This window comes from Haladaptatus pallidirubidus, from assembly GCF_020700235.1.
Classification (GTDB): Archaea; Halobacteriota; Halobacteria; order Halobacteriales; family Haladaptataceae; genus Haladaptatus; species Haladaptatus pallidirubidus.
In genome coordinates this window covers 1502141-1522594 of sequence record NZ_CP085301.1, presented here as the reverse complement: position 1 = coordinate 1522594, position 20454 = coordinate 1502141, and the positions used below count along the sequence as shown (strand labels likewise).

The following is a 20454-nucleotide window of genomic DNA, read 5'->3' as shown; positions in this document are numbered from 1 at the left end:
ACAATGGTAGCAATTGACATCGAAACGCAAAACGGGCAAAAAGAAGCGTTACGTCGGATGCTAACTATTCGGGCATTCGACACGAAAGCGGGCGAGCTGTTCGGTGACGGGGAACTCCCGGGATTCGTACACCTCTACATCGGCGAGGAGGCGGTTGGCGTCGGTGCGTGTTCGGCGCTGGAAGAGGACGACTACATCACAAGTACGCACCGAGGCCACGGCCACTGTATCGCGAAAGGACTCGAATTAGAGGAGATGATGTCCGAGTTGTACGGCAAAGCGAACGGCTACTGTAACGGCAAAGGTGGTTCGATGCACATCGCGGACGTGGACGCGGGCATGTTGGGTGCGAATGGCATCGTCGGCGCCGGGCCGCCGCTTGCTACGGGTGCCGCTCTCACCTCACAGCTCAAAGGGGAAGATACCGTCGCATTGGCGTTTTTCGGCGACGGTGCCGTCGCACAGGGGCAGATTCACGAAGCCATCAACCTCGCCGCGACATGGGATCTTCCGGCGATATTCCTGGTTGAAAACAACCAATTCGGCGAGGGGACACCGGTTGAAAAACAGCACAACCTCCAGAACCTGAGTGAGACAGCGGAGGCGTACAACATTCCCGGATTCACGGTGGATGGGATGGACGTCACAGCTGTCTATGAAGCGGTGAAAGAAGCTCGCAAACGTGCGCTCGAACGGGACGGGCCGACGTTCATCGAAGCGGACACCTACCGCTATCGCGGTCACTTCGAAGGCGACCAACAACCGTACCGAACCGATGAGGACATCGCAATTTGGAAGGAGAATGACGCGATAGAGCGGTTCAGAGAACGGCTCATCGACGCCGGAACCATCACCGAATCGGAGTTCGACAAGATGGAATCGGAAATCAGCGAACAAGTAGAAGCAGCGGCAGAGACGGCCAAGGAAGCAGATTACCCAGACCCGAGTGAGGCATACGACGACATGTTCAACACGAGCGTACCCGAGATAAACGACTTTGCACAACAGATGCGAACCGACGGAGGTGAGAACCGATGAGTACCGAGAGCATGCCCTCTTCAGGACCGTCGGACACCGAGGAGATGACAGTTCGGGAGGCGATTCGCCTTGCGATGCGGGAGGAACTGACCAATGACGAGGATGTTTTCGTCATCGGCGAGGACGTCGGCGAGTTTGGCGGCGTCTTCGAAGTGACGAGCGGCCTCGTGGACGAATTCGGCGAGGACCGGGTTCGGGACACGCCGATAAGCGAAGCCGGATTCATGGGCGCGGCGGTCGGTGCCGCGGCGACTGGAACGCGGCCCGTCGTCGAAATCATGTTCGCAGACTTCCTCGGCGTCTGCTCGGAGCAGATAATCAACCAAATGGCGAAAAACCGCTACATGTTCGGCGGTAAGACCGAGATGCCAGTAACGGTTCGAACGACCGAGGGCGGCGGAATGGGTGCCGCGAGTCAGCATTCCGGCACGCTGCACACGTGGTTCGCACACTTCCCGGGCATCATCGCTGTCGCTCCTGGAACACCGCGGGCCGCGAAAGGCCTGTTGAAGTCGGCTATCCGTTCCGACGACCCGGTATTCGTCTTCGAGAACAAGGCGATGTACGAACAGACGGGCGATGTTCCACTTGACGAAGATTTCACCATCCCACTCGGGACGGCGAACGTCGAACGCAAGGGCGACGACGTGACCGTCGTCGCGACGCAACGGTTGGTCGGCGAATCGCTCGAACTCGCGAACGAACTCGCGGGCGAGACGAGCGTTGAGGTCATCGACCTCAGGTCGCTTTACCCACTCGACACTGACACGCTCGTCGAGAGCGTGGACAAGACGGGCCGTCTCGTTATCGCCGACGAAAGCCCACTCTCGTACGGAACCCACGCGGAAATCGCGACGCGCGTCATGGAGAACGCGTTCTTCAGCCTCGATGCGCCGATTCAGCGCGTTGGCGTCGCGGACGTACACATTCCGTTTAGTCCGACGTTGGAGGAGGAAGTCCTGCCGGACGCCGACGACGTGAAAGCGGCCATCAACCGCGTCGTATAAGTGTCCCCAACAGTGGGATTCATCGTCAACCCGGTCGCCGGCCGCGACATCCGACGACTGACGGGCGGTGCGAGCGTTAGTAGCAACTACGCGAAGCGCCGGACGGCAACCTGCGTCCTCGAAGGGCTGACGATGACAGACAACGCCGAGGTACTTGTCATGCCGGACAACGCCGGCCTCGCTGATCGAATCGTAGACGACGCACCGGAGAACTTAACGGTCGATCTGCTGAACATGACGGTCACGGCGTCCGGTGAAGACACACGTAACGCGGCGGAACGGTTCTCGAACGCCGCCGATGCCGTGGTCGTGCTCGGCGGCGACGGCACTAGTCGCGACGTCGCCCACGGAATCGGGGACGTTCCCGTCGTGAGCATTTCAACCGGAACGAACAACGTAGTACCCACCGCGGTCGATGGAACCGTCGCGGGTATCGCCACGGGACTCATCGCAAGCAAAGCAGTATCTGCCGATGAGACGACGGTTCGGCACGGAACTGTCAAAGCGGTTGTCGACGATGAGAGTGGCGAACGCCACATTCGAGGGCTCGCGACCCTCGGGGTTCTGGATCAGCAGTTCGTCGGAACCCGAGCCATTCTCGACCCGGAGGACGTCATCGGCGGCGTTGTCTCGCGGGCGTCACCAAACGAAATCGGACTTTCCGGCATCGCCGGTGGACTCGCGACTTGCCGTCCCGACGAACCCGGCGGTGTCGGCTTTCGACTGGGGAATACCAGCAAACCGCAACAGGTAGTACACGCGGTCACCGTGCCAGGCGTCCTCTCACATATCCCTGTCGAGGAGTACCGCGTACTCGACGACGGCGAAGCGTTCGCGTTCGACGTCACTACCGGCGTCGTCAGCGCCGACGGCGAACGCGAACTAGAAGTCCGTAATGCATTTGTCCGATTGCGGCCCGTAGATGACGGTCCACGACTCGTCCAAATCAATGCGGTGATAGAACGCGCCGCAGAAAAGGGGCTGTTCCGCACGGGGTGACGCGATTTCCGAAAGGAAACCTGTTTTCTGCGCTACTTTTCGTCCGCTGCGATCACAAGCGGCCACGGGTTTTCAACGTGTTCGACGAGCGTCCCGAGGAACCGTGCGGCGTCCGCGCCATCTACGATACGGTGGTCGAATGAGAGCGAAAAAGAGATACGCTTACGGACGGTGACATCGTCGTCATCGGTCGGAACCACTTCGCGTTTGATGGTGTTGACGCCGAGAATGGCAATCTGTGGCGGATTAATGACCGGGTCGAAGCGCTCCACGCCAAGGACACCAAGGTTCGAAACGGTTATAGTTCCACCCGTAAGGTCGTCCATCGTGTACTCACCGGAGAGCGCCCGGTCGGTCACTTCCCTGCGCTTTGCCGCGAGGTCGGAAACCGAGAGCGAATCCACGTCCGGGATGACGGGTGCGATGAGTCCGGCGTCAATGTCGACGGCAACGCAGATGTTGTGCTCTTTATGTAACCGATGAACGTCGTTCTCGAAGGTGGCATTGAACTCCGGATGGGCGTCGAGCGTCGCCGATAGTGCCGTCAACAGGATATCGGTTACAGACACGTCAGGAGAAAGTGCCTCGTCTGCGGCCGTCGCGGCGGCAAGGATTTCCTCTGCATCAGCCGACCGATGTTCAGTGACGTGGACCGCTTCGCGATTACTCTGTCCGAGACGCTCCGCGATGGTACTTCGCATCCCCGTCAATGGTCGTTCTTCTTCCCGCGTTCCGGGTACCGTCTCGCTTTCGTCACTCGTCATCCCCTCGGCTGCTATCCGAACGTCGGTTTCCGTAAGACGGTCATCGATTTCCGCTCCGACGGATTCGACATCGATGCCCAACTCACGCGCGAGTCGGCGAGCGCTTGGCGTAGCGAACACCCGTTCCGTGGGGATCTCGGTTTCGTCGGTGACTGCGGTAGTAGTCGCTTCCTCATCCGTCGATTTGGTTTTCGCCGCTTCGTCATCCATCGACTCCGCTACAGCCTCCACGTCGCCTTCAGTCACAGCTCCCTGCGGCCCAGTTCCCTCGACCGAATGGAGCACCACGTCCAACTCCGCTGCCCGACGTTTCGCTCGTGGTGTCGCCTTCACGTCGTCAGTCGGGTCAGCCGGTTCATCCTTGGCGGCTGCCTCGACGTCGCTTTCGGCGATGGCACCCTGTGGACCAGTGCCGTCGATGACCGTGAGGTCCACGTCGAGTTCCTCGGCCCGTCGCTTCGCTCGTGGCGTTGCCTTGATCTCGCTCACCGATGCAGTTGAACCGTCGGTAGCAGCCTGTGGGTCGCCCTCCTGTATGGCACTCGAACCCCCGGCATCGGCGGACGTCTCGGATAAGGATTCCGCAGATTCACCCTCAACTTTCGCGATCAAACCGTCAATATCCGCATCCGGTGCGGCGACGATGCCGAGCGGTGCCCCTGGGTCGGTCACGCCGCCCTCCTCGACGAAAACCCGTCGAAGCACGCCATCCTCGCGGGCGTCGATTTCGGCCGTCGTCTTCTCCGATTCGATTTCGGCAACAACGGCACCCTCTTCCACCGCATCGCCTTCGGAAACGGTCCAGACGTTGAGTGTCCCGGAGTCCATTTCCAGTCCCAATTTGGGCATCTTGACAATATATCCCATGACATAGAAAGACAGTCTCGGTTGTATTAAATCTCCACCGCCAGTTCAGGAACGTGTTTTCGGCTGATCGAAGCGGAGTGGTCGCGGGAGTTCGAACGAAATATTGAACGAGTGAGAACGGCAGTCACCGAGTTCAGTACCGACGAACTCATGCACGAAAAAGATCTTGTTTGCCATACCTGCTACACTCTCGGCGCATATCGTGGCCCGTCGCTCTACCTCTACACCGAAGTCGGCGACGCGATTCGTAATCGTGAACACCTTGAGCATGTGCTCGCTGCTGACGAGCAGACGTGGATCATCCCGACGGATGTTCACTACTAGAAAAACATCCTTTTGTTCGTTCGCACCACTCACCGGCCCTAAATCGAGGTTGCAAGTTCACTCAATACCATGTCGCTGCAGGACGCTATTCTCTTGCCTGGACGCCCTCTAGCGGAGAGCTTTGGCAGGTGCTTTCATGCCTTGGCCCTCGGCGCGATCTGGACCATGGAACCGGTCCGCCACCTTCAGGGTGACGAAGTAATCTGACGAAGTAATCCAGGCCGACCGCGCGGAGAGCGCGGCGGTGAACCGGTCGGCGAGGCGCGCGCCTCGAGGAGCGTCCGCCGCGGTACAACCTTCCTTAGTTCCATTGTTAGTCTCCTTTCTCCGGGGACCGTCTCATCCCTGCTCGGACAATGACGATCCCCACGAACAGGGCTATCGCGCCGATGACCGTCCACTGCATCGATCTTCCAGTGATCGGTTCGCAGTCTGCGACGCACAAAATTGGGCCTATCTGGATGATTCCGAGGCCTTGAACTAACCATAACATTCCGAGAAGCGCCACGATGGCGCCGAGGATTGTCAATACAGTTGTTTTCGTGTTCATGTTTCAGTACGACTCCTGTTATATATCCTCACTTGAGGATTCCAACACAGACGAAGAGACATGCTCTCTCCTATCGATTCGGCTGTCAGTCTCGGTACGGCTCACTGGCGTGGCAGTTCCGCGCACGAAGGGTCTGGACGGGCTAACACCGATACTTAGCGTTTCGATCTCGTTGAGAGCGAAGGGACCTGCTGCGATCCAGTCGTCTGTTCGTCGGTTGAGGTGGCAACCGTTGTCGATCCGTTTCCAGAGTGGTGTCACCCCATCCTGGACGTAGCCACGCCAACCGTCCGACCGAACGTGTTCGAGAAAGCGGAATACGCCATCCGACTTCACGACGCGATGGACTTCCTCGAGGGCCCGAGAAGGATCTTCTACCGTACAGAACACCGCGGAGGCGATGACCACGTCGAACGTATCGTCCGCATAGGGCAGGGATTCAGCCCGTCCTGATCGCAGCTGTATGTCCAGATCGTGCGTGCTGGCTGTTTGCTTCGCCTGCTCCCGCCTGTTGGGATCCGGTTCGATTGCATGCAGGTGGAGCGCTGGCTCGCGCTGGACTGCTGTTTGCAGGTACGGGATCATTGCACCGCTCCCCGCACCGAGATCCAGTACCACCCCTTCGAGATCGCGTGCGAGATACCGCCGATGCTCGGCAAGGTCAAAGCGCTCGGAGAGCGCGGCGACGATCGTCTGGCCGAGAGTTGGTGATTTCGTTTCAGTTCGGTTCGTGTTGTTTCTTTCAGCGTTTCTGCTCGGCATGCGTTGGTGATATGGACGATCCACCGAAGCATGCGAATAGCGCCGTACATCTGAGGCGGGTTTAAATACGCATACCGCATACTCTTTCTTTGATGCACCACCGTCCGCGACAGACGCAGTACATTCAACTCGGTACTAGACTGAGTGACCGAATACAGTTGTCCTAGGCACTATAGACACAGAGAACGAATCGATAGTATGAGATATATTACGTTCGTCATTCCTCGGATCGACGATGAACGCTGTTCTAACGGTGAGTACGCTACTGATCCAGCGGTGGAAGGTGAAGCGATTCACTACATCAACCTCTTGGATGACGGAACCGGCGTAGCACTCTATCAACTCCGTGGTGACCTCGAACAGAGTACGGAAGTACTAGAGGCGGATCCAGAGGTGCTGTCTGTCGAGCGTTCCGAGGCATCGGAAGGGCTCGTCTACCTCCACTTTCGAGCAAATGCCCTCATGACCGACCTCCTTAGTATATTCCGACGGTACGAGATCGTCGTGGACTGGCCGATGGAATACACCGATCAGGGTGGGCTTCGGGTAACCATGATTGGAGAGGACGAGAAGATCCGAGAGGTGATCACGGAAATTCCCGACGGGATTCAGATTACGCTCGAAGGGATCGGCGAGTACCACCCGGATATGCGCCAGCTCGCGTCCCTGCTGACGGATCGCCAGCAAGAACTGTTAGAACTAGCGATCGATGAAGGCTATTACGAGATACCGCGGCGCGCGACCCTCAGCGACCTTGCAGATCGAGTGAATATCTCTGCGGGGACGATCGGTGAGCACTTGCGGAAAATCGAAACGAAAGTCATCATGGAATTCGTGTGATAGCAGCAGTGTTCAACGAGACGGTCGTCTCAACTCGTAACCCACGATGCGACTGAAAATAGGCGGGGAGATCGGTTATCATCACGTCGTCAAGGAGGCTGATTTTAGTGAGAAAAGAATATCGCCTTTTCAGATCGACCAATACCCGCAGATCGAACAGATCTGTAGTCACCGGAGCGCTCGGAAGAACTCCCGCAGGTCATCGACGAGCAACTCGGGAACTTCTATGGCGGCAAAGTGGCCGCCACGATCGAACTCCGACCAGTGCACGATGTTGTTGGTCTGTTCGGCATAGCGTCGGATGGCGACGTCCTCGGCGAAGACTGCGACACCAGTAGGAACATCGGAGGGCTGGGGCCACTGGTCAGAGTGGGCATCCTCATAATAGAGACGGGCAGAAGAGCCGGCAGTGGCGGTGAGCCAATAGAGCATCACATTGGTAAGTAGCCGGTCGCGGTCGACCGCGTCTTCGGGGCGCTCGGTGCCATGGGTCCACTCCTGGAACTTTTCCACGATCCAAGCCAGGTGGCCCACTGGCGAATCAGTTAACCCGTAGGCCAAGGTTTGTGGCCGAGTGGATTGGATCTGTGCGTACCCGAACTGCTCGTTCATAAAGTGTTCAATTCTGTTCACACGGTCTTTCTCTCTGTCGGAGAGTTCGTCTAGTTCGGTGTCATCAAGCGGTGGGAATGGCATGAACCCAACGGTGGCGGCATTGACGTGGATTCCAACGACATGATTGGGAGCAACCCGTCCAAGGTCCGGGGAAACTCCGGCACCGACATCTCCGCCTTGAGCGCCGTACCGATCGTAGCCAAGTCGATCCATGAGTTCAGCAAAGGCAGCTGCGATGCGCTGTTGGGTCCATCCCGTCTCGTGGGTCGGCCCAGAAAACCCGAACCCAGGGATCGAGGGAACCACCACGTGGAAGGCATCGGCGGGGTCACCACTGTGCGCTTCCGGGTTGGTGAGGGGTCTAATGATATCCAGGAACTCCACGATCGAGCCAGGCCAGCCATGGGTGAGGATCAGCGGCATGGCATCGGGTTCTTCCGAACGGACGTGCAGGAAGTGGATGGTTTGTCCGTCGATGGTAGTGGTGAATTGGGGGAAGTCGTTGAGTGCCGTTTCGTGTTTGCGCCAATCGTAGTCCGTTTGCCAATACTCGGCTAACTCTTTCAGGTAGTCGAGGGGGACACCGTAATCCCATCCAACACCAGGAAGTTCATCGGGCCAGCGGGTACGAGCGAGTCGTTCGGACAGGTCGTCAAGTTCGTCCTGGTCGATTTCAATAGTGAATGGTTGAATGTCGGTGTGACTCATCAGTAGTGCTCCATGGTTCGCAGCTAGGTGACGCTGTATATCGTCTTAACCGTGCTGTCACCAGTCAACTCAACCAGTAAACGAATCAGATGTTTCGTCGGAACTGCTTCACCACTTCTCGAGTGAACCCAAATTTTGGGGGGCGATACGGTTATGGCTGACTCTAGCTTGAGGGGTGTATGATTGCTCGGATCTGGCACGGAAGAACACCGACAGAGAAGGCGGAGGAATATCTGGAATTTTTGAACCAGCGAGCAATTCCGGACTACGAGGCTATCAGCGGCAATCGGGGCTCGTATGTTCTTCGACGCCTCGAAGATGACGAGGCGCACTTTCTCACCCTTACTTTCTGGGAGTCAAAAGCTGCAGTCGAACGATTTGCTGGCTCAGATATTGAAACAGCAAAATATTATCCGGAAGATGAAAGCTTTCTCTTGGAATTCGAACCGGCAGTGAAGCACTACGAAGTGTTTCCCACAGAAGAGTAGAACCCCGTGCCACTCTCCTGATTGGTTTATCAGTAGGATCATCAACGAAGTCAAATGTTACTGGTGAGGTTTGCTCGCTATGTGGATTCCAGCGACGAATTCCGTGACTATCCGGTTTTCAGCCCGTTGCAACAATTTACTCGGTGACGACTTGTCGATGTCAAACGTCTCTGCACCTGGATTCTCCCGAGGAATTTTCTTTGAAGGAGTAGAGAAACCGGTTACGCTAGTCGCGTTGTGCGACTTACCGACGGAGACCAGTAGGGCTATCATTGTTGCTAGCATACTGCATCTGGTGCGTTCGCCACCAGAGTAACAGCACGAAACGATCGTGAATTGAAGCGCCGCGAAAACGCACCGAGGGAATCACTCTGGTTGGTCTCCGGGGGAATACGTATGGTACAATCGAGAAATACAACCAGTTTGCGGAAACGGCTCGAAAATGACGAAATTACGCTTGGGATGGCCGAAGACGCGTACTCTCCGACACTTATCGAACTGTACGGCGGTCTCGGACTCGATTTCGTCTGGATCGATTTCGAACACGCTGGCCCGAGTCCATGGGATGCAACGGCAGTGGAACAGTTACTCCGTGCGAGTGAGCTTACGGGGACGGAGCTGTTGGTTCGGGTACCGGTTACAGAGCCGGCGCTTGTCCGGAAAGCACTGGACGCTGGCGTAAGGAACGTGTTCCTCTCACACGTCGATACGGCGGACGAAGTCCGGGACATCGTACGCGCGGCGTACTTCCACTACGACGGTGAGCCAGGCGAACGTGGTCTCGCGATTCCACGAGCGAGCCGGTGGGGTCTGGATGACGACTACGCCGCTACCGAAGACGAAGACGTACTTATCGGGGTGACGATAGAGTCTCTCGAAGCAGTCGAGAATATCGACTCAATTCTGGATGTTCCTAGCCTCGGCTTCGTCTTCATCGGGCCGTTCGACCTTTCAGTCGCAGTTGGCCACCCCGGTGAACTTGACCATCCGGATGTGCAGGACGCTATCGAAACCGTTCGCTCGCGTAGTGTCGAGCGGGGCGTCCCCGTAGGAGGACTCGGCTTCGGAATGAGTGATGTCAACGAAAAGGCAAATAATGGATATCAGATGTTGAATATCGGCACGACAACCATCGCGATTCAAGAAATAGTTGCGGAGTGGCTGGATGAGTACGAACGGAGCTGAGTTCACAGACCCGGCCTATATTTTCTCGATAGCCAGTAGTTTCGATAGTTGATTCCGCTGTGGGTTCCATTGGGCGTTTACTCGAACTCCCCCCCCGAAGTGCTCTACCGGATCGCGTCTGCACGTCGTTCGTCGCTTCGATTGCGGGAAACGGTTCTACAAGCTGGTTCATGTTGCCAAAATCGCAATCATATTTTCGTAGTGGGTGTGCTAAACGGGGATGCCTGCATCGGCGAGCGCTTTCCTGTACGCGTAACGTTTTGTTTGAAGCGAGGATGATCGAAGGTTCGTCCCGTTGATAGTGTCGGAAAGATGGTAATTTCAGAACCAAACCATTCCCCGAGTCGTCGAGAAGTAATTGTCAGCATTTATCTCGTAAGAGGTTGTTTCCGACTCGTCGGTGGAACCGCAAATTGGTTACAAAAATCGTGTGTGCTATTACTTGTAATTGAACACAACACCAGTGGTGAATACAAAATCCGTTTATGTTCTCTATGAAATTCGTGGATAACTTATTTATAATCGTTTCACATGGTATGCCGTATGACGGCTGGGCCACCGATCGACCAACTTCACTACGAGGATGCACCGAACGTCGATACCGTCCCCGGACCGAACACGCGGGAATTACTGGAAAAACAACGCGAAATCGATAGCAGTGCTGTCGCCTACCCCGAGGACATCCCGATTGCGTTCGAAGCGGGTAAGGGTGCGACGGTTCGCGACGCCGACGGAAACACGTACATCGACATGTTTGCCGGTATCGGCGTACTGAACGTCGGGCACGCGAATCCGTACGTTCTCGACGCGGTGCACGAACAGGCGGATAAACTCGTTCACACCGTCGACTTTCCGACCGAGGCGCGTCTCGAACTCATCGAAAAACTCGACGAGATTGCCCCCGGACAACTTCGCGGAAACAATCGGGTTGTCTTCGGCGGGCCGACCGGTAGCGACGCCATCGAGGCGGCGATAAAGCTCGCCAAGTACAACACGGGCGGCGACGGTCTCATCGCCTTCCGCGGTGCGTACCACGGCGCGACCAGCGGTGCGATGAGCCTCACCGGAAACAAGGGCTTCAAGGGCCACTACACGCCGCTCCTCTCGGACGTCGTCCACGCTCCCTATCCCCATCCCTTTGGGCAGGACAAGACGCCGGAGGAAGCTGTCGATCGCGCGCTCGAAGAGGTTCGAGCGATTCTCGAAGACCCGTACGGCGGGCTGGCGAACCCGGCGGGTATCTTTGTCGAACCGATTCAGGGCGAGGGCGGCGTTATCACGCCGCCCGAGGGCTTCCTTGCGGGGCTGCGAGAAATCGCCGACGACAACGACGTGCTCCTCGTCTTCGACGAGATACAGAGTGGGCTCGGTCGCTCCGGCCAATGGTGGGCGAGCGAGTGGTACGACGTCACTCCGGACGCGATGACGACGGCCAAGGCGCTCGGCGGCGTCGGCTTCCCGCTCTCGGCGACGATGTACCACGAAGATCTCGACACGTGGGGGCCGGGCGACCACGCAGGAACGTACCGCGGGCACGTCGTGGCGATGCGTGCAGGCACGCGAGCCATCGAATACATTCAAGACCACGACCTGCTCGCTCACGGACGTGAACTCGGTACGTCCATCCGAAACCGCCTGCGCGACGTCGCGATGGAAACGGATAGAATCGGCGAGGTTCGAGGAAAAGGGCTGTTCATCGGTGCCGAGTTCGTTGACGCAGAGGGGAGCCCGGACAAAGAGACTGTCAAAGCCATCCAACGGTACTGTTACGAACGCGGCGTCCTCGTCTGGAAAGCCGGGCGACACGGGAACGTATTGCGACTCCTCCCGCCGCTCGTTCTCACCGAGGAGCTGGCCGAGACGGCGATGGACGTCATTGTCGAGGCCATCCAGCAGGTGACCGCCGAACAGCAGACCGCCTGAACCGCATTCCGACTTACCATACTGACCACCATACCCAAAATCGACTATGAGTAATACCAACCGAATCGTGACAGACGAAGCACCGCGCAACGACAATCCGTATTCGCAAGGCGTTCGCGCCGGAGACACGCTGTACGTCTCTGGTTACGGTCCCGTCGACCCCGAAACTGGCGACGACGTTGAGGGCGACATCCACGCCCAGACCGACCAAGTGCTGGACAACGTCGCCGCCGTCGTCGACGAAGCGGGGGGCGACGGACTCGACGACGTCGTCAAAGTGACCGTCTACCTGACGGAACTGGACGACTACGACGCGGTTAACGACGCCTACGGCGCACGATTCCCCGGCGACCCGCCTGCGAGAGTTTGTGTTGAGGTCGCGCGGCTACCAGGGGACGTGCGCGTCGAGATGGACGCGGTGGCGTACCTCGGCTGATCAGTGGCGACAATCAGTCGTTGAGTTCCTCTACTCGCTGGTCTCGCTGCTCCGTCGCTGCGTTGACCTTCTCGATGAACTCGCTCATCTGTTCTTTCATGTCTGAACGCATGGATGTCGCGGAGAAATCGTCGGATTCGGCGAGAAGGCGGACAAACGCGCGGAGTTCCTCGTCGGTAACTTCCTCGAAGTCACCGAATTCGAGTTTGTCGATGACCTCGTCCACGTCGATTCGTCCGACGGGATCGACGTTGAAGTCCACGGTTACCATGCGGTAGTCCGACCCGGCCAACTCCTGTTCTGCCTTGTTGACCCCCTGTGCGAGCATGTCCTTGAACGGTGTGTAGTAGCCCATCGTCCCGAGGTGAAGGAACGCGAGCATATCGGTGATTCCCTGCGTGTAGGCGTCTCGCGCGTCGTCGTCGGGATTGAAGACGGTTTCTCGGTCGCGGCCTTCGAGATGCTCGAAGAGAATCGTAAAGTCGAGGATGGCGTTGCGGAGGCGTCGGCGGATTCGATTTCGTTTCTGTTTCTTCGAGTGTTCGGTGTAGTCGGATTTCCGTCCGATTAGGTACTCCCTATCGCTCGGCGTGAGGATACCTCGGTCCCTGTCGGCGGAGTAGGCGAGTTCATTCGGGGAGTCAATTTCGTCGGCCTGATCACTCATATACAGATTTTGTGTATGGCCGTGATTAAGGGTTGCGGAGTTCCAAAATCGACCATCGTTCGAGCAGAAAACCACGATTGACCGACGCGCTGAATCGGCGTCGTCAACCGTGCGAGAGATACAAACGGATTTCGACAATCGTTTACGGTCGATTCAGAACGACTGCGCTAACTTCCTGAGATAAGTTTTCGTACTGCCCGATAGATAGTTTACCGACGAAGATGTAATTTATGCATACTGTAATAGAGGATCACAGGTAATGTCCGACACCAATTCTGTAAACGTAAATCGTATCCGCTGGTTTCAATAATCGTAACGTTTATCACGATATTTCACGACTGACTTGACGTACGTCATCAAACCGCACGGTTTGTGAGGAATCTTCCATGAACAATACCATACGAAATCGGCTCGGACGGAGCGTGATACCATCGGAAGAACGACTCGGAGTCCGGCTGAGGAGCATCTCGGTCGACCGCACCCTGAAACGGTCGGCAGTTCACGACCCCGAGCGAGGTGATCGCACGTGAGTAGTTCGGACGACTTGGGCGCGGTCGGTCGCTTCCGCGAGGAACTCGACCCGTTCATTTTCCTTTTCGGCGCTGGCCTGACGGTCGGTTTGATTGTCCTGTACTTCATCAGCCCGACCACGGTTCAGGACGGAATCGGCATCGCCAACAGCATAATGAATCAGTATCTCAACTGGGCGCTGCTGCTCATCGTCTTCCTCATCGTCATCTTCCTGCTGTTCCTGATCATCGGGCCGTGGGGAAAGATCAAGTTCGGCGACGAACCGCCGGAGTACAGTTTCCTCTCCTTCTTCGCAATGTTATACTCGGCAGGGTTCGCCGCCGGCGTCGTCTTCTGGGGTCCGACGGAGGCGTTGTTCTACTACGACAACCCCTCGCCCCTGTTCGACGTTCAGGCGCGGTCGGCCGAGGCGATGACCATCGCAGTTCAGCAGACGCTCTTCCACTGGGCGCTCCCGCAACTGGCCGTCTTCACCATCATGGGCATCGCCATTGGTTACTTCGCGTACAACTACGACGACGTCCCGCTCAGGGTCTCCTCGGCGCTCACGCCGGTTCTCGGCAAGGACAACCTTGACGGTCCGCTCGCGAAGATCATCGACGTCATCGCTGTGTTCGCGACCATCGGGGGCGTGGCGACGTCGCTCGGGTTCATTGGGAGCCAGTTCATCTCCGGACTCAACTTCCAGTGGGGTATCAACCTCGGCGACCTCGGCGTTATCGTCGTCGTAACGGTGATGACGCTGCTGTTCACCGTCTCGATGGTACTTGGGGTCGATCGCGGTATCCGCCGACTCTCGAACTTCAACATGGTGCTGTTTATACTCCTGCTGCTCACGACGTTCATCGTCGGCCCGTCGGTATTCCTTATGCTGCTTGGGACGCAGGCGCTCGGCGGGATGATCACTGACTTCGTCTCGATGAGCCTCTTTACCGGGGCGGGTGTCGACGGTGGAACGGAGTGGGCCAACAGTTGGACGGTGTTCTACTGGGCGTGGGCGCTCTCGTGGTCGCCGTTCGCCGGACTGTTCATCGCGCGCATCTCGAAGGGTCGGACCGTCCGCGAAGTCGCGTTCACCGGAATCGTCGCGACCTCGGCGGCGACCATTCCGTGGTTCACCGTCGTCGGCGGCTCCGCGGTCTGGGCCCAGCACAACGGTATCGCCGACTTCAGCCAGGTGCTGGCCGACGCCCCGCCCGGCGCGGAGGCCTCCGGCTTCATCCTCTTCGGCGCGTTCCCCTTCGGGACGGTGTTCATGCTGGCATTCATGTTGCTCGTGACGACGTTTTTCATCACGTCGGCGGACTCCTCGACGCTCGCGGTATCGATGATGACCACCGGCGGGAAGGCCCATCCGTCGAACATCAACCGGGTCTTCTGGGGCGTCGTCCTGGGGATGACCGCCGCCATCCTCATGACGATCGGCGGGGGGGCCATCGACACGCTCCAGCAGGCGGCCATCATCACGGGTACCCCGTTCGCCTTTGTCTGCTTCACCGCGATGCTCGGACTCATCAAGGAGTTCAGCTCGGAGTACGGCCGCGTGTTGCTCCAGGATCAGACTAAACTCATCGGTTCGTCCGACGCGACGGATCAACCGGAATCCCCCAAACAACCTCCGACTGCCGACGACTGACCACCCGCCGGTTTGTCCGGCGGCTGCCTACTCTCGCGGAATCGACAACAAGTTTTAATAACGGTATATACGAACTTTGTGTATGGATAGGGACACGGCAAACCCCGACGTGGGCGCGTTTCCCGGGGAAAATGCGCAAGAATGGATTGATTTTCATCACGAACACGCGGCACCGAGCGAGTTTTCACACGAGTTCGTCTGGGACGTGACAGGCGACGCGGACGGTCCGTTCGTCTCCGACGTGGACGGGAACGTCCTCCTCGATTTCACCTGTCACATCGGTGCGGCGCCGCTCGGATACAACAACGAGAAACTGCTCTCCAAACTGCGCGAATTTTCGCTGGTCGAACCGATGAAAATCGCCGGGCAGGACATGTACTTCGGCTCCGGGGAATCCCCGAAAACAGCCGATTTTCCGGCGTCGAGCCACCTCGTCGAGAAGCTCGTCGATGTCTCCGACCAGTACGGAATGGACACCGTCTTCCTCTCGAATTCGGGCGCCGAGGCGATGGAAAATGCGATGAAGATTACCCACGACCGTAACCCGACTGCCAAGTACTCCTACACCTTCGACGGGAGTTTTCACGGCCGAACGCTCGGCACTCTTTCCGTCACTCGTTCGAACGAAGTGTACACGCGCCACTACCCCGAAATAGCCGGCGTTCGCACGGTTCCGTTCTGCGACGACCGCGACGGCACCGCCGAAACCTGCGACTGCGGATTTTTTACGGGAGACGGTTCGCAACTCCGGAGCGCGCTCCAACCCGAGGGCGGCCACGTCAACCCCGAGGAGGTTGCGTTCGTCGTCATAGAGCCGATTCAAGGCGTTGGAGGTTATCGATTTCCGAGCACCGAGTTCATGGCCGAAGTGGGCGACGTCTGCGAGACGTACGACATTCCACTCGTCGTAGACGAAATCCAGTCCGGCGTGGGTCGAACCGGCGAGATGTGGGCGGCGGACCACTATCCCATCGAACCCGACGTCATCGCCAGCGCGAAAGCCCTCCGCGTCGGCGCGACCATCTCTCGCTCGGACGTCTTCCCGTCGGAGAAAAATCGCCTGGGCTCGACGTTCGGCGGCGGCGACCTCCTCTCGTCGATGCAGGGCGTGTTCACGCTGGAAGCCATCGAGGAACACGACTTACTCGCCAACGCGACCGAACGCGGTCGGCAAGCCAAAGAACTGCTCCGAGACGGCGCGTCCCCGAAAGTGGACGACGTGCGCGGAAAGGGGCTAATGCTCGCCGTGGAATTCGATACGGCGGAGCGGCGCGATGCGGTCGTTCAGGAGGCGCTGAAACGCGGGATGCTCACCCTCGGTTGCGGCGAGAAAACCATCCGTCTGCTCCCGCCGCTGGACTCGACCGAGCGCGAAATCGAACTCGGCATCTCCATTCTGAACGATGCTATCGACGCGGCGTGAACGCCCTTCGACGAGTTTTGACCGCGAAAACCGAATTCGAAGACGATTCAATCGAGGGTGTCATCTTCGACCGCGATTCCGTCTTGCCCGTCCAGGGCGTCCATCACGTCCGAAATATGCTCGGGCCCGCTACCCGCCACGCCGACGGTGACGGGCGTCCGATTCGGGTCGTCTGCGGCGGTTCGTCGCGCGCGCTCCAACACGTCGAGTTCCGCGCCGTGACGCTCGACCGTCGCCGTAAGGGAATCGAGACCGGTCGGCCAGTCGGCGACGCCGAGGCGCGCCTCGGCGTACCGCCCGAGCTCCATCCGCCCGGTTCGCGTGAGTTCGGCGTGCTCCGCGAGGTTCACGTTCCCCCCGGAGACGACGACGGCGACGTGTTCGCCTTCCGCATCCACCGCGCCGGAGAGCAGCGCCGCGAGCGGCGCTGCGCCCGCGGTCTCCGCGACGCTCTTTGCGCGTTCGGCGAGGAGCGTCACGGCGACGCTCATCTCCCGGTCGCTGACGCTGACCACGTCGTCCACGCGCTCGCTGACCACGGCGAAGGTCTTCTCCAACAGGCGCGCATCGGCGATGCCCTCCGCGACGGTGTCCACGTCCGGTAGCTCGTGGATTTCACCGCGTTCGAGCGATGGCTTGGCGTGGAATGCCCCCTCGGGTTGGACGCCGACAACGCGGATGTCCGGGTCGTGAGCCTTGAGTACGGTCGCGATACCGGAAATCAGCCCACCGCCGCCGATGGAGACGAGAACGGTATCCAGTTCGGGATACTGTTTGAGCAGTTCGATGCCGACGGTTCCCTGTCCCGCGATAATCTCCTCGTCGTCGAACGGGTGAACGAACGACAGTCCCTTCTCGTCGGCGAGGTCGAGGGCGTACTCGTAGGAGCGCTCGTAAGTGTCGCCCTCGACGACGACCTCGGCACCGTAGCCGCGAGTCGCTTCTCGCTTCGCCGAGGGGGTCACCTCAGGAACGACGACGGTCGTTTCGATGTCGAGCAACTGCCCCGCGAGGGCGACCCCCTGTGCGTGGTTGCCCGCGCTCGACGCGACGACGCCGCGCTCCACCGACGAAAGTTGGGACATCGCGTTGTACGCGCCGCGGATTTTGAACGAGCCGGTTCGCTGCATGTTCTCCAGTTTGAGTCCCACCGACGCCGCCCCGCTCCGTTCCGCGAACGTCGTCGAGCGGTCGAGCGGCGTTCGGTGCACCACCCCTTCAAGTCGGGTTTGGGCGTCTTCCACGTTGGCGAGCGCGACGACCTCCTCCGCGGTCGGCACCCCGTCGTTCGGTCGCTCGGAACTCATGGGTCGTCCGCCGCGACGGCGAGTATCGACTTCCGTAGAACCTCGACGCCGATACCGAGGCTTCGTTCGTCCACGTCGAATGTCGGGGTGTGGTGGCTCGTCGGGTGGTCGGTGCCGACGATGAGGTACGTCGCCAAACCGCCCCCTTCCTGCACTCGCTCCATCAGGAACGTCGCGTCTTCGCTGGCTCCGAAATCAGCCGCCGGGACGACCGAGTTCACGCCGTGGGTATCGTGGGCCGCGTCCGCGACGATTTCGGCGAGTTCGGCGTCGCTGTCGGCGCGCGGCGATTCGCTCACGACGTCAATATCTACGTCGCAGCCGTGCATCTCGGCGGCCGATTCGAGCGTTCTCGTGAGGCGGGATTTCATGTACTCCTTCAGCTCGGTCGTCTCGCCGCGCGCCTCCGCCGCGACGTGCGCGCGCTCGGCGATGACGTTGCTCGCGGTGCCCGCTTCCGCCCTCCCGAGGTTCACGCGGGTCATCCCCTCCGAGTGGCGCGGGATGGCGTAAGCGTTCTGGATTGCGGTTCCGAGCGCTTGCATCGCGTTATCTCCCTCTTCGGGCGCTTTGCCCGCGTGTGCGGACGTTCCTTCGAACGTCACATCGACGTGGCACATGGCGAGCGGTCGCTCGATACCGGCGACGACCTTGCCCGTCGGGTGGTCGAGACCGACGTGGACGGCGAAGAGGTAGTCGAGGTCGTCGGCGAACCTGCTCTCGGCCATCGGATGACCGCCGCCCGACACCTCCTCGGCGGGTTGGAAGAAGACGACGAGTTCCCCCTCGAAATCGCTCTCCTCAATGGCTTCGAGGACAGCGAGACCCCACGTCATGTGGGTGTCGTGCCCGCAGGCGTGCATCGTCCCGTCCCCCTCCGACCGGAATCCTTCCGCCGCGGGCGCGTGGTCGTCCGCCGTCGATTCCTCGATGAACAGGGCGTCGATATCGACTCGGAGACCAACCGTCGGCCCGGAGCCCTTGTCGAGGGCGGCGACGACACCCGTGTTTCCGCCCGCCATTGTATCGAGGAGGTCGGGGTCGGCACCGCGTTCGAGCGCTCGTTCGTACCACTGCTCGATTTCGTCGTCTTCGGGGACGGCCATCCGGTCGTCGCTGTCGTATGCCTCGGTTCCGACGGCGAGTTCGTCGACGCCGATTTCGCGTAGCTCTTCGACGAGTCGGTGGGTCGTGTGGAACTCGCACCACGCGGGCTCCGGATACCGGTGGAACTCGCGCCGAACGTCAGAGAGGCGGTCTCGTATCGACTCGGACATGTGTAGTACTGACACGCTCCGACTACTTAATTGTAAACACTTTTCGTTGACATCGACTACACAAAAGGACTAAGGTGGGCTGTCACAATGATTCGATTATCGATTCGCGTCGGGTGACGCGATGGTGAAAGAATGAGTGCAAACCCGGATATTGTCGTCCTCCGCGAGGGGACGGAAGGACTTTCGATGGAATCGTACGCCGAGGAGTTGCGCGAACGCCTTCCCGACCGGACGGTCGCGCTCGCTCGAACTCCGAAACAGGAGCGCGAACTCGTCGCCGACGCGCGAGTCGTCACCGGCATCACGGTCGAGGAAGACTTGCTCGACCGCGCCGAGCGCCTCGAACTGTTCGCGTGCACCTTCGCCGGAACCGACCACGTCCCGATGGACGCCGTCGCGGAACGCGGCGTCGCCGTGACGAACGCCGGCGGAATCCACGCCCCCGGCATTGCCGAGCAGGCCATCGGCAACGTGCTCGTCTTCGCGCGCCGCCTCCACGAGGGGTGGCGACGCAAACAACGCGCCGAGTGGAGACATTTCCAGTCTGGCGAACTCACCGACAGCACCGTCACGGTCATCGGGCTCGGCTCCATCGGGAAGGCGGTCGTCCAGCGTCTCCAGGGGTTCGACGTGGAGACCATCGGTGTTCGTTACTCGCCGGAGAAAGGCGGCCCGACGGGCGAAGTCGTCGGGTTCGAGGAGGACGCCGTCCACGAGGCTTTCTCGCGGAGCGAGTACGTCGTCGTCGCCTGTCCGCTCACCGAGACGACGCGCGGCCTCGTCGGGGAATCGGAATTCGCGACGCTACCGCCGGACGCCGTCCTCGTCAACGCCGCACGGGGGGGCATCGTCGATACGGACGCTCTCGTCTCCGCGCTCCGGTCGAACAAGATTCGCGGGGCGGCGCTCGACGTGACCGACCCCGAACCGCTTCCGGCCGACCATCCGCTCTGGAATCTCGAAAACTGTCTCATCACGCCCCACACCGGCGGACACACGCCGCGCCACTGGGAGCGGCTCGCCGACATCGTCGCGAAAAACGTCGAACGGCTCGACGCCGGGGAATCGTTGGAAAATCGAGTGCTCGCACCGGATTCCGCGTAACGA

Annotated in this window: 19 protein-coding genes; 12 read left to right on the top strand and 7 right to left on the bottom strand. The window is 59.4% G+C overall.

All coding sequences use genetic code 11. The annotated features are described in order from the left end of the window. Nucleotides 1–3 precede the first annotated feature (3 nt). The 3 genes from LIX15_RS08365 to LIX15_RS08355 are packed head-to-tail and all read left to right on the top strand — an operon-like array spanning nucleotide 4 to nucleotide 3044. A complete protein-coding gene (locus tag LIX15_RS08365; RefSeq protein ID WP_227773285.1) occupies nucleotides 4–1038 on the top strand; it encodes a thiamine pyrophosphate-dependent dehydrogenase E1 component subunit alpha in 1035 nt (344 codons plus the stop codon). After that, on the top strand, nucleotides 1035–2045 hold the full coding sequence (locus tag LIX15_RS08360; protein ID WP_227773284.1) for an alpha-ketoacid dehydrogenase subunit beta: 1011 nt from the start codon (nucleotides 1035–1037) through the stop codon (nucleotides 2043–2045). Before LIX15_RS08365 ends, LIX15_RS08360 begins: the two co-directional genes overlap by 4 nt. Further along, nucleotides 2046–3044, top strand: coding sequence for an NAD(+)/NADH kinase (locus LIX15_RS08355; RefSeq protein ID WP_227773283.1), 999 nt, complete (start codon nucleotides 2046–2048; stop codon nucleotides 3042–3044). 32 nt (nucleotides 3045–3076) lie between these two features. On the opposite strand, the gene LIX15_RS08350 is transcribed toward LIX15_RS08355, so the two are convergent. Further along, nucleotides 3077–4675 (bottom strand): dihydrolipoamide acetyltransferase family protein, encoded by a 1599-nt coding sequence (locus LIX15_RS08350; RefSeq protein ID WP_227773282.1) that lies wholly within the window; start codon nucleotides 4673–4675, stop codon nucleotides 3077–3079. Nucleotides 4676–4705: 30 nt separating this feature from the next. Here LIX15_RS08350 and LIX15_RS08345 point away from each other — a divergent pair, with 30 nt between their 5' ends. Next, nucleotides 4706–4999 (top strand): DUF7995 family protein, encoded by a 294-nt coding sequence (locus tag LIX15_RS08345; protein ID WP_497007438.1) that lies wholly within the window; start codon nucleotides 4706–4708, stop codon nucleotides 4997–4999. A 313-nt stretch (nucleotides 5000–5312) separates the two neighbouring features. On the opposite strand, the gene LIX15_RS08340 is transcribed toward LIX15_RS08345, so the two are convergent. Together LIX15_RS08340 and LIX15_RS08335 are read right to left on the bottom strand one after the other, a co-directional pair. Next, nucleotides 5313–5549 carry a hypothetical protein gene (locus LIX15_RS08340; protein ID WP_227773280.1) on the bottom strand — a complete coding sequence of 79 codons (237 nt, stop codon included), beginning with the start codon at nucleotides 5547–5549 and terminating at the stop codon, nucleotides 5313–5315. 18 nt (nucleotides 5550–5567) lie between these two features. Beyond that, a complete protein-coding gene (locus tag LIX15_RS08335; protein ID WP_227773279.1) occupies nucleotides 5568–6311 on the bottom strand; it encodes a class I SAM-dependent methyltransferase in 744 nt (247 codons plus the stop codon). A gap of 198 nt (nucleotides 6312–6509) precedes the next feature. Here LIX15_RS08335 and LIX15_RS08330 point away from each other — a divergent pair, with 198 nt between their 5' ends. Then, nucleotides 6510–7151, top strand: a complete 642-nt coding sequence (locus tag LIX15_RS08330; protein ID WP_227773278.1) for a helix-turn-helix domain-containing protein — start codon at nucleotides 6510–6512, stop codon at nucleotides 7149–7151. Nucleotides 7152–7319: 168 nt separating this feature from the next. Here the strand turns inward: LIX15_RS08330 and LIX15_RS08325 are convergent, their stop codons facing one another. Next, nucleotides 7320–8474: an epoxide hydrolase family protein gene (locus tag LIX15_RS08325; protein WP_227773277.1), complete on the bottom strand. Its 1155-nt coding sequence runs from the start codon at nucleotides 8472–8474 to the stop codon at nucleotides 7320–7322. Nucleotides 8475–8653: 179 nt separating this feature from the next. On the opposite strand from LIX15_RS08325, the gene LIX15_RS08320 reads away from it, so the two are divergent. The 4 genes from LIX15_RS08320 (at nucleotide 8654) to LIX15_RS08305 (ending at nucleotide 12506) form a co-directional block, all read left to right on the top strand. Further along, nucleotides 8654–8962: an antibiotic biosynthesis monooxygenase family protein gene (locus LIX15_RS08320; RefSeq protein WP_227773276.1), complete on the top strand. Its 309-nt coding sequence runs from the start codon at nucleotides 8654–8656 to the stop codon at nucleotides 8960–8962. Between the two features lie 396 nt (nucleotides 8963–9358). Further along, nucleotides 9359–10147: an HpcH/HpaI aldolase family protein gene (locus LIX15_RS08315; protein ID WP_227773275.1), complete on the top strand. Its 789-nt coding sequence runs from the start codon at nucleotides 9359–9361 to the stop codon at nucleotides 10145–10147. Nucleotides 10148–10690: 543 nt separating this feature from the next. Continuing rightward, entirely contained in the window at nucleotides 10691–12070 is a 1380-nt protein-coding gene (locus tag LIX15_RS08310) for an aspartate aminotransferase family protein (protein ID WP_227773274.1), read from the top strand. Between the two features lie 46 nt (nucleotides 12071–12116). Next, nucleotides 12117–12506 (top strand): Rid family detoxifying hydrolase, encoded by a 390-nt coding sequence (locus LIX15_RS08305; protein WP_227773273.1) that lies wholly within the window; start codon nucleotides 12117–12119, stop codon nucleotides 12504–12506. A 13-nt stretch (nucleotides 12507–12519) separates the two neighbouring features. Here LIX15_RS08305 and LIX15_RS08300 read toward each other — a convergent pair whose 3' ends face one another. After that, nucleotides 12520–13173 (bottom strand): DUF8102 family protein, encoded by a 654-nt coding sequence (locus LIX15_RS08300; RefSeq protein WP_227773272.1) that lies wholly within the window; start codon nucleotides 13171–13173, stop codon nucleotides 12520–12522. Nucleotides 13174–13699: 526 nt separating this feature from the next. On the opposite strand from LIX15_RS08300, the gene LIX15_RS08295 reads away from it, so the two are divergent. Then, nucleotides 13700–15340 carry a BCCT family transporter gene (locus LIX15_RS08295; protein ID WP_227773271.1) on the top strand — a complete coding sequence of 547 codons (1641 nt, stop codon included), beginning with the start codon at nucleotides 13700–13702 and terminating at the stop codon, nucleotides 15338–15340. An 82-nt stretch (nucleotides 15341–15422) separates the two neighbouring features. Next, nucleotides 15423–16763 carry an aminotransferase class III-fold pyridoxal phosphate-dependent enzyme gene (locus tag LIX15_RS08290; protein ID WP_227773270.1) on the top strand — a complete coding sequence of 447 codons (1341 nt, stop codon included), beginning with the start codon at nucleotides 15423–15425 and terminating at the stop codon, nucleotides 16761–16763. Between the two features lie 47 nt (nucleotides 16764–16810). Here the strand turns inward: LIX15_RS08290 and ilvA are convergent, their stop codons facing one another. Together ilvA and LIX15_RS08280 are read right to left on the bottom strand one after the other, a co-directional pair. After that, nucleotides 16811–18070, bottom strand: a complete 1260-nt coding sequence (gene ilvA / locus LIX15_RS08285) for a threonine ammonia-lyase (protein ID WP_227773269.1) — start codon at nucleotides 18068–18070, stop codon at nucleotides 16811–16813. Next, entirely contained in the window at nucleotides 18067–19347 is a 1281-nt protein-coding gene (locus tag LIX15_RS08280; protein ID WP_227773268.1) for an amidohydrolase, read from the bottom strand. The genes ilvA and LIX15_RS08280 overlap by 4 nt, the downstream gene beginning before the upstream one ends. 132 nt (nucleotides 19348–19479) lie before the next feature. Between LIX15_RS08280 and LIX15_RS08275 the strand changes: the two genes are divergently transcribed. Further along, nucleotides 19480–20451: a D-2-hydroxyacid dehydrogenase gene (locus tag LIX15_RS08275; protein ID WP_227773267.1), complete on the top strand. Its 972-nt coding sequence runs from the start codon at nucleotides 19480–19482 to the stop codon at nucleotides 20449–20451. Nucleotides 20452–20454 lie beyond the last annotated feature (3 nt).

What these genes read in the sequence shown, in the direction of transcription:
- LIX15_RS08275 (WP_227773267.1), top strand. Translation starts at nt 19,480, where the DNA reads ATGAGTGCAAACCCGGATATTGTCGTCCTCCGCGAGGGGACGGAAGGA.
- LIX15_RS08325 (WP_227773277.1), bottom strand. Translation starts at nt 8,474, where the DNA reads ATGAGTCACACCGACATTCAACCATTCACTATTGAAATCGACCAGGAC.
- LIX15_RS08300 (WP_227773272.1), bottom strand. Translation starts at nt 13,173, where the DNA reads ATGAGTGATCAGGCCGACGAAATTGACTCCCCGAATGAACTCGCCTAC.
- LIX15_RS08335 (WP_227773279.1), bottom strand. Translation starts at nt 6,311, where the DNA reads ATGCCGAGCAGAAACGCTGAAAGAAACAACACGAACCGAACTGAAACG.
- LIX15_RS08280 (WP_227773268.1), bottom strand. Translation starts at nt 19,347, where the DNA reads ATGTCCGAGTCGATACGAGACCGCCTCTCTGACGTTCGGCGCGAGTTC.
- LIX15_RS08340 (WP_227773280.1), bottom strand. Translation starts at nt 5,549, where the DNA reads ATGAACACGAAAACAACTGTATTGACAATCCTCGGCGCCATCGTGGCG.
- LIX15_RS08305 (WP_227773273.1), top strand. Translation starts at nt 12,117, where the DNA reads ATGAGTAATACCAACCGAATCGTGACAGACGAAGCACCGCGCAACGAC.
- LIX15_RS08330 (WP_227773278.1), top strand. Translation starts at nt 6,510, where the DNA reads ATGAGATATATTACGTTCGTCATTCCTCGGATCGACGATGAACGCTGT.
- LIX15_RS08350 (WP_227773282.1), bottom strand. Translation starts at nt 4,675, where the DNA reads ATGGGATATATTGTCAAGATGCCCAAATTGGGACTGGAAATGGACTCC.
- LIX15_RS08360 (WP_227773284.1), top strand. Translation starts at nt 1,035, where the DNA reads ATGAGTACCGAGAGCATGCCCTCTTCAGGACCGTCGGACACCGAGGAG.
- LIX15_RS08315 (WP_227773275.1), top strand. Translation starts at nt 9,359, where the DNA reads ATGGTACAATCGAGAAATACAACCAGTTTGCGGAAACGGCTCGAAAAT.
- LIX15_RS08310 (WP_227773274.1), top strand. Translation starts at nt 10,691, where the DNA reads ATGACGGCTGGGCCACCGATCGACCAACTTCACTACGAGGATGCACCG.
- LIX15_RS08290 (WP_227773270.1), top strand. Translation starts at nt 15,423, where the DNA reads ATGGATAGGGACACGGCAAACCCCGACGTGGGCGCGTTTCCCGGGGAA.
- LIX15_RS08365 (WP_227773285.1), top strand. Translation starts at nt 4, where the DNA reads ATGGTAGCAATTGACATCGAAACGCAAAACGGGCAAAAAGAAGCGTTA.
- LIX15_RS08320 (WP_227773276.1), top strand. Translation starts at nt 8,654, where the DNA reads ATGATTGCTCGGATCTGGCACGGAAGAACACCGACAGAGAAGGCGGAG.
- ilvA (WP_227773269.1), bottom strand. Translation starts at nt 18,070, where the DNA reads ATGAGTTCCGAGCGACCGAACGACGGGGTGCCGACCGCGGAGGAGGTC.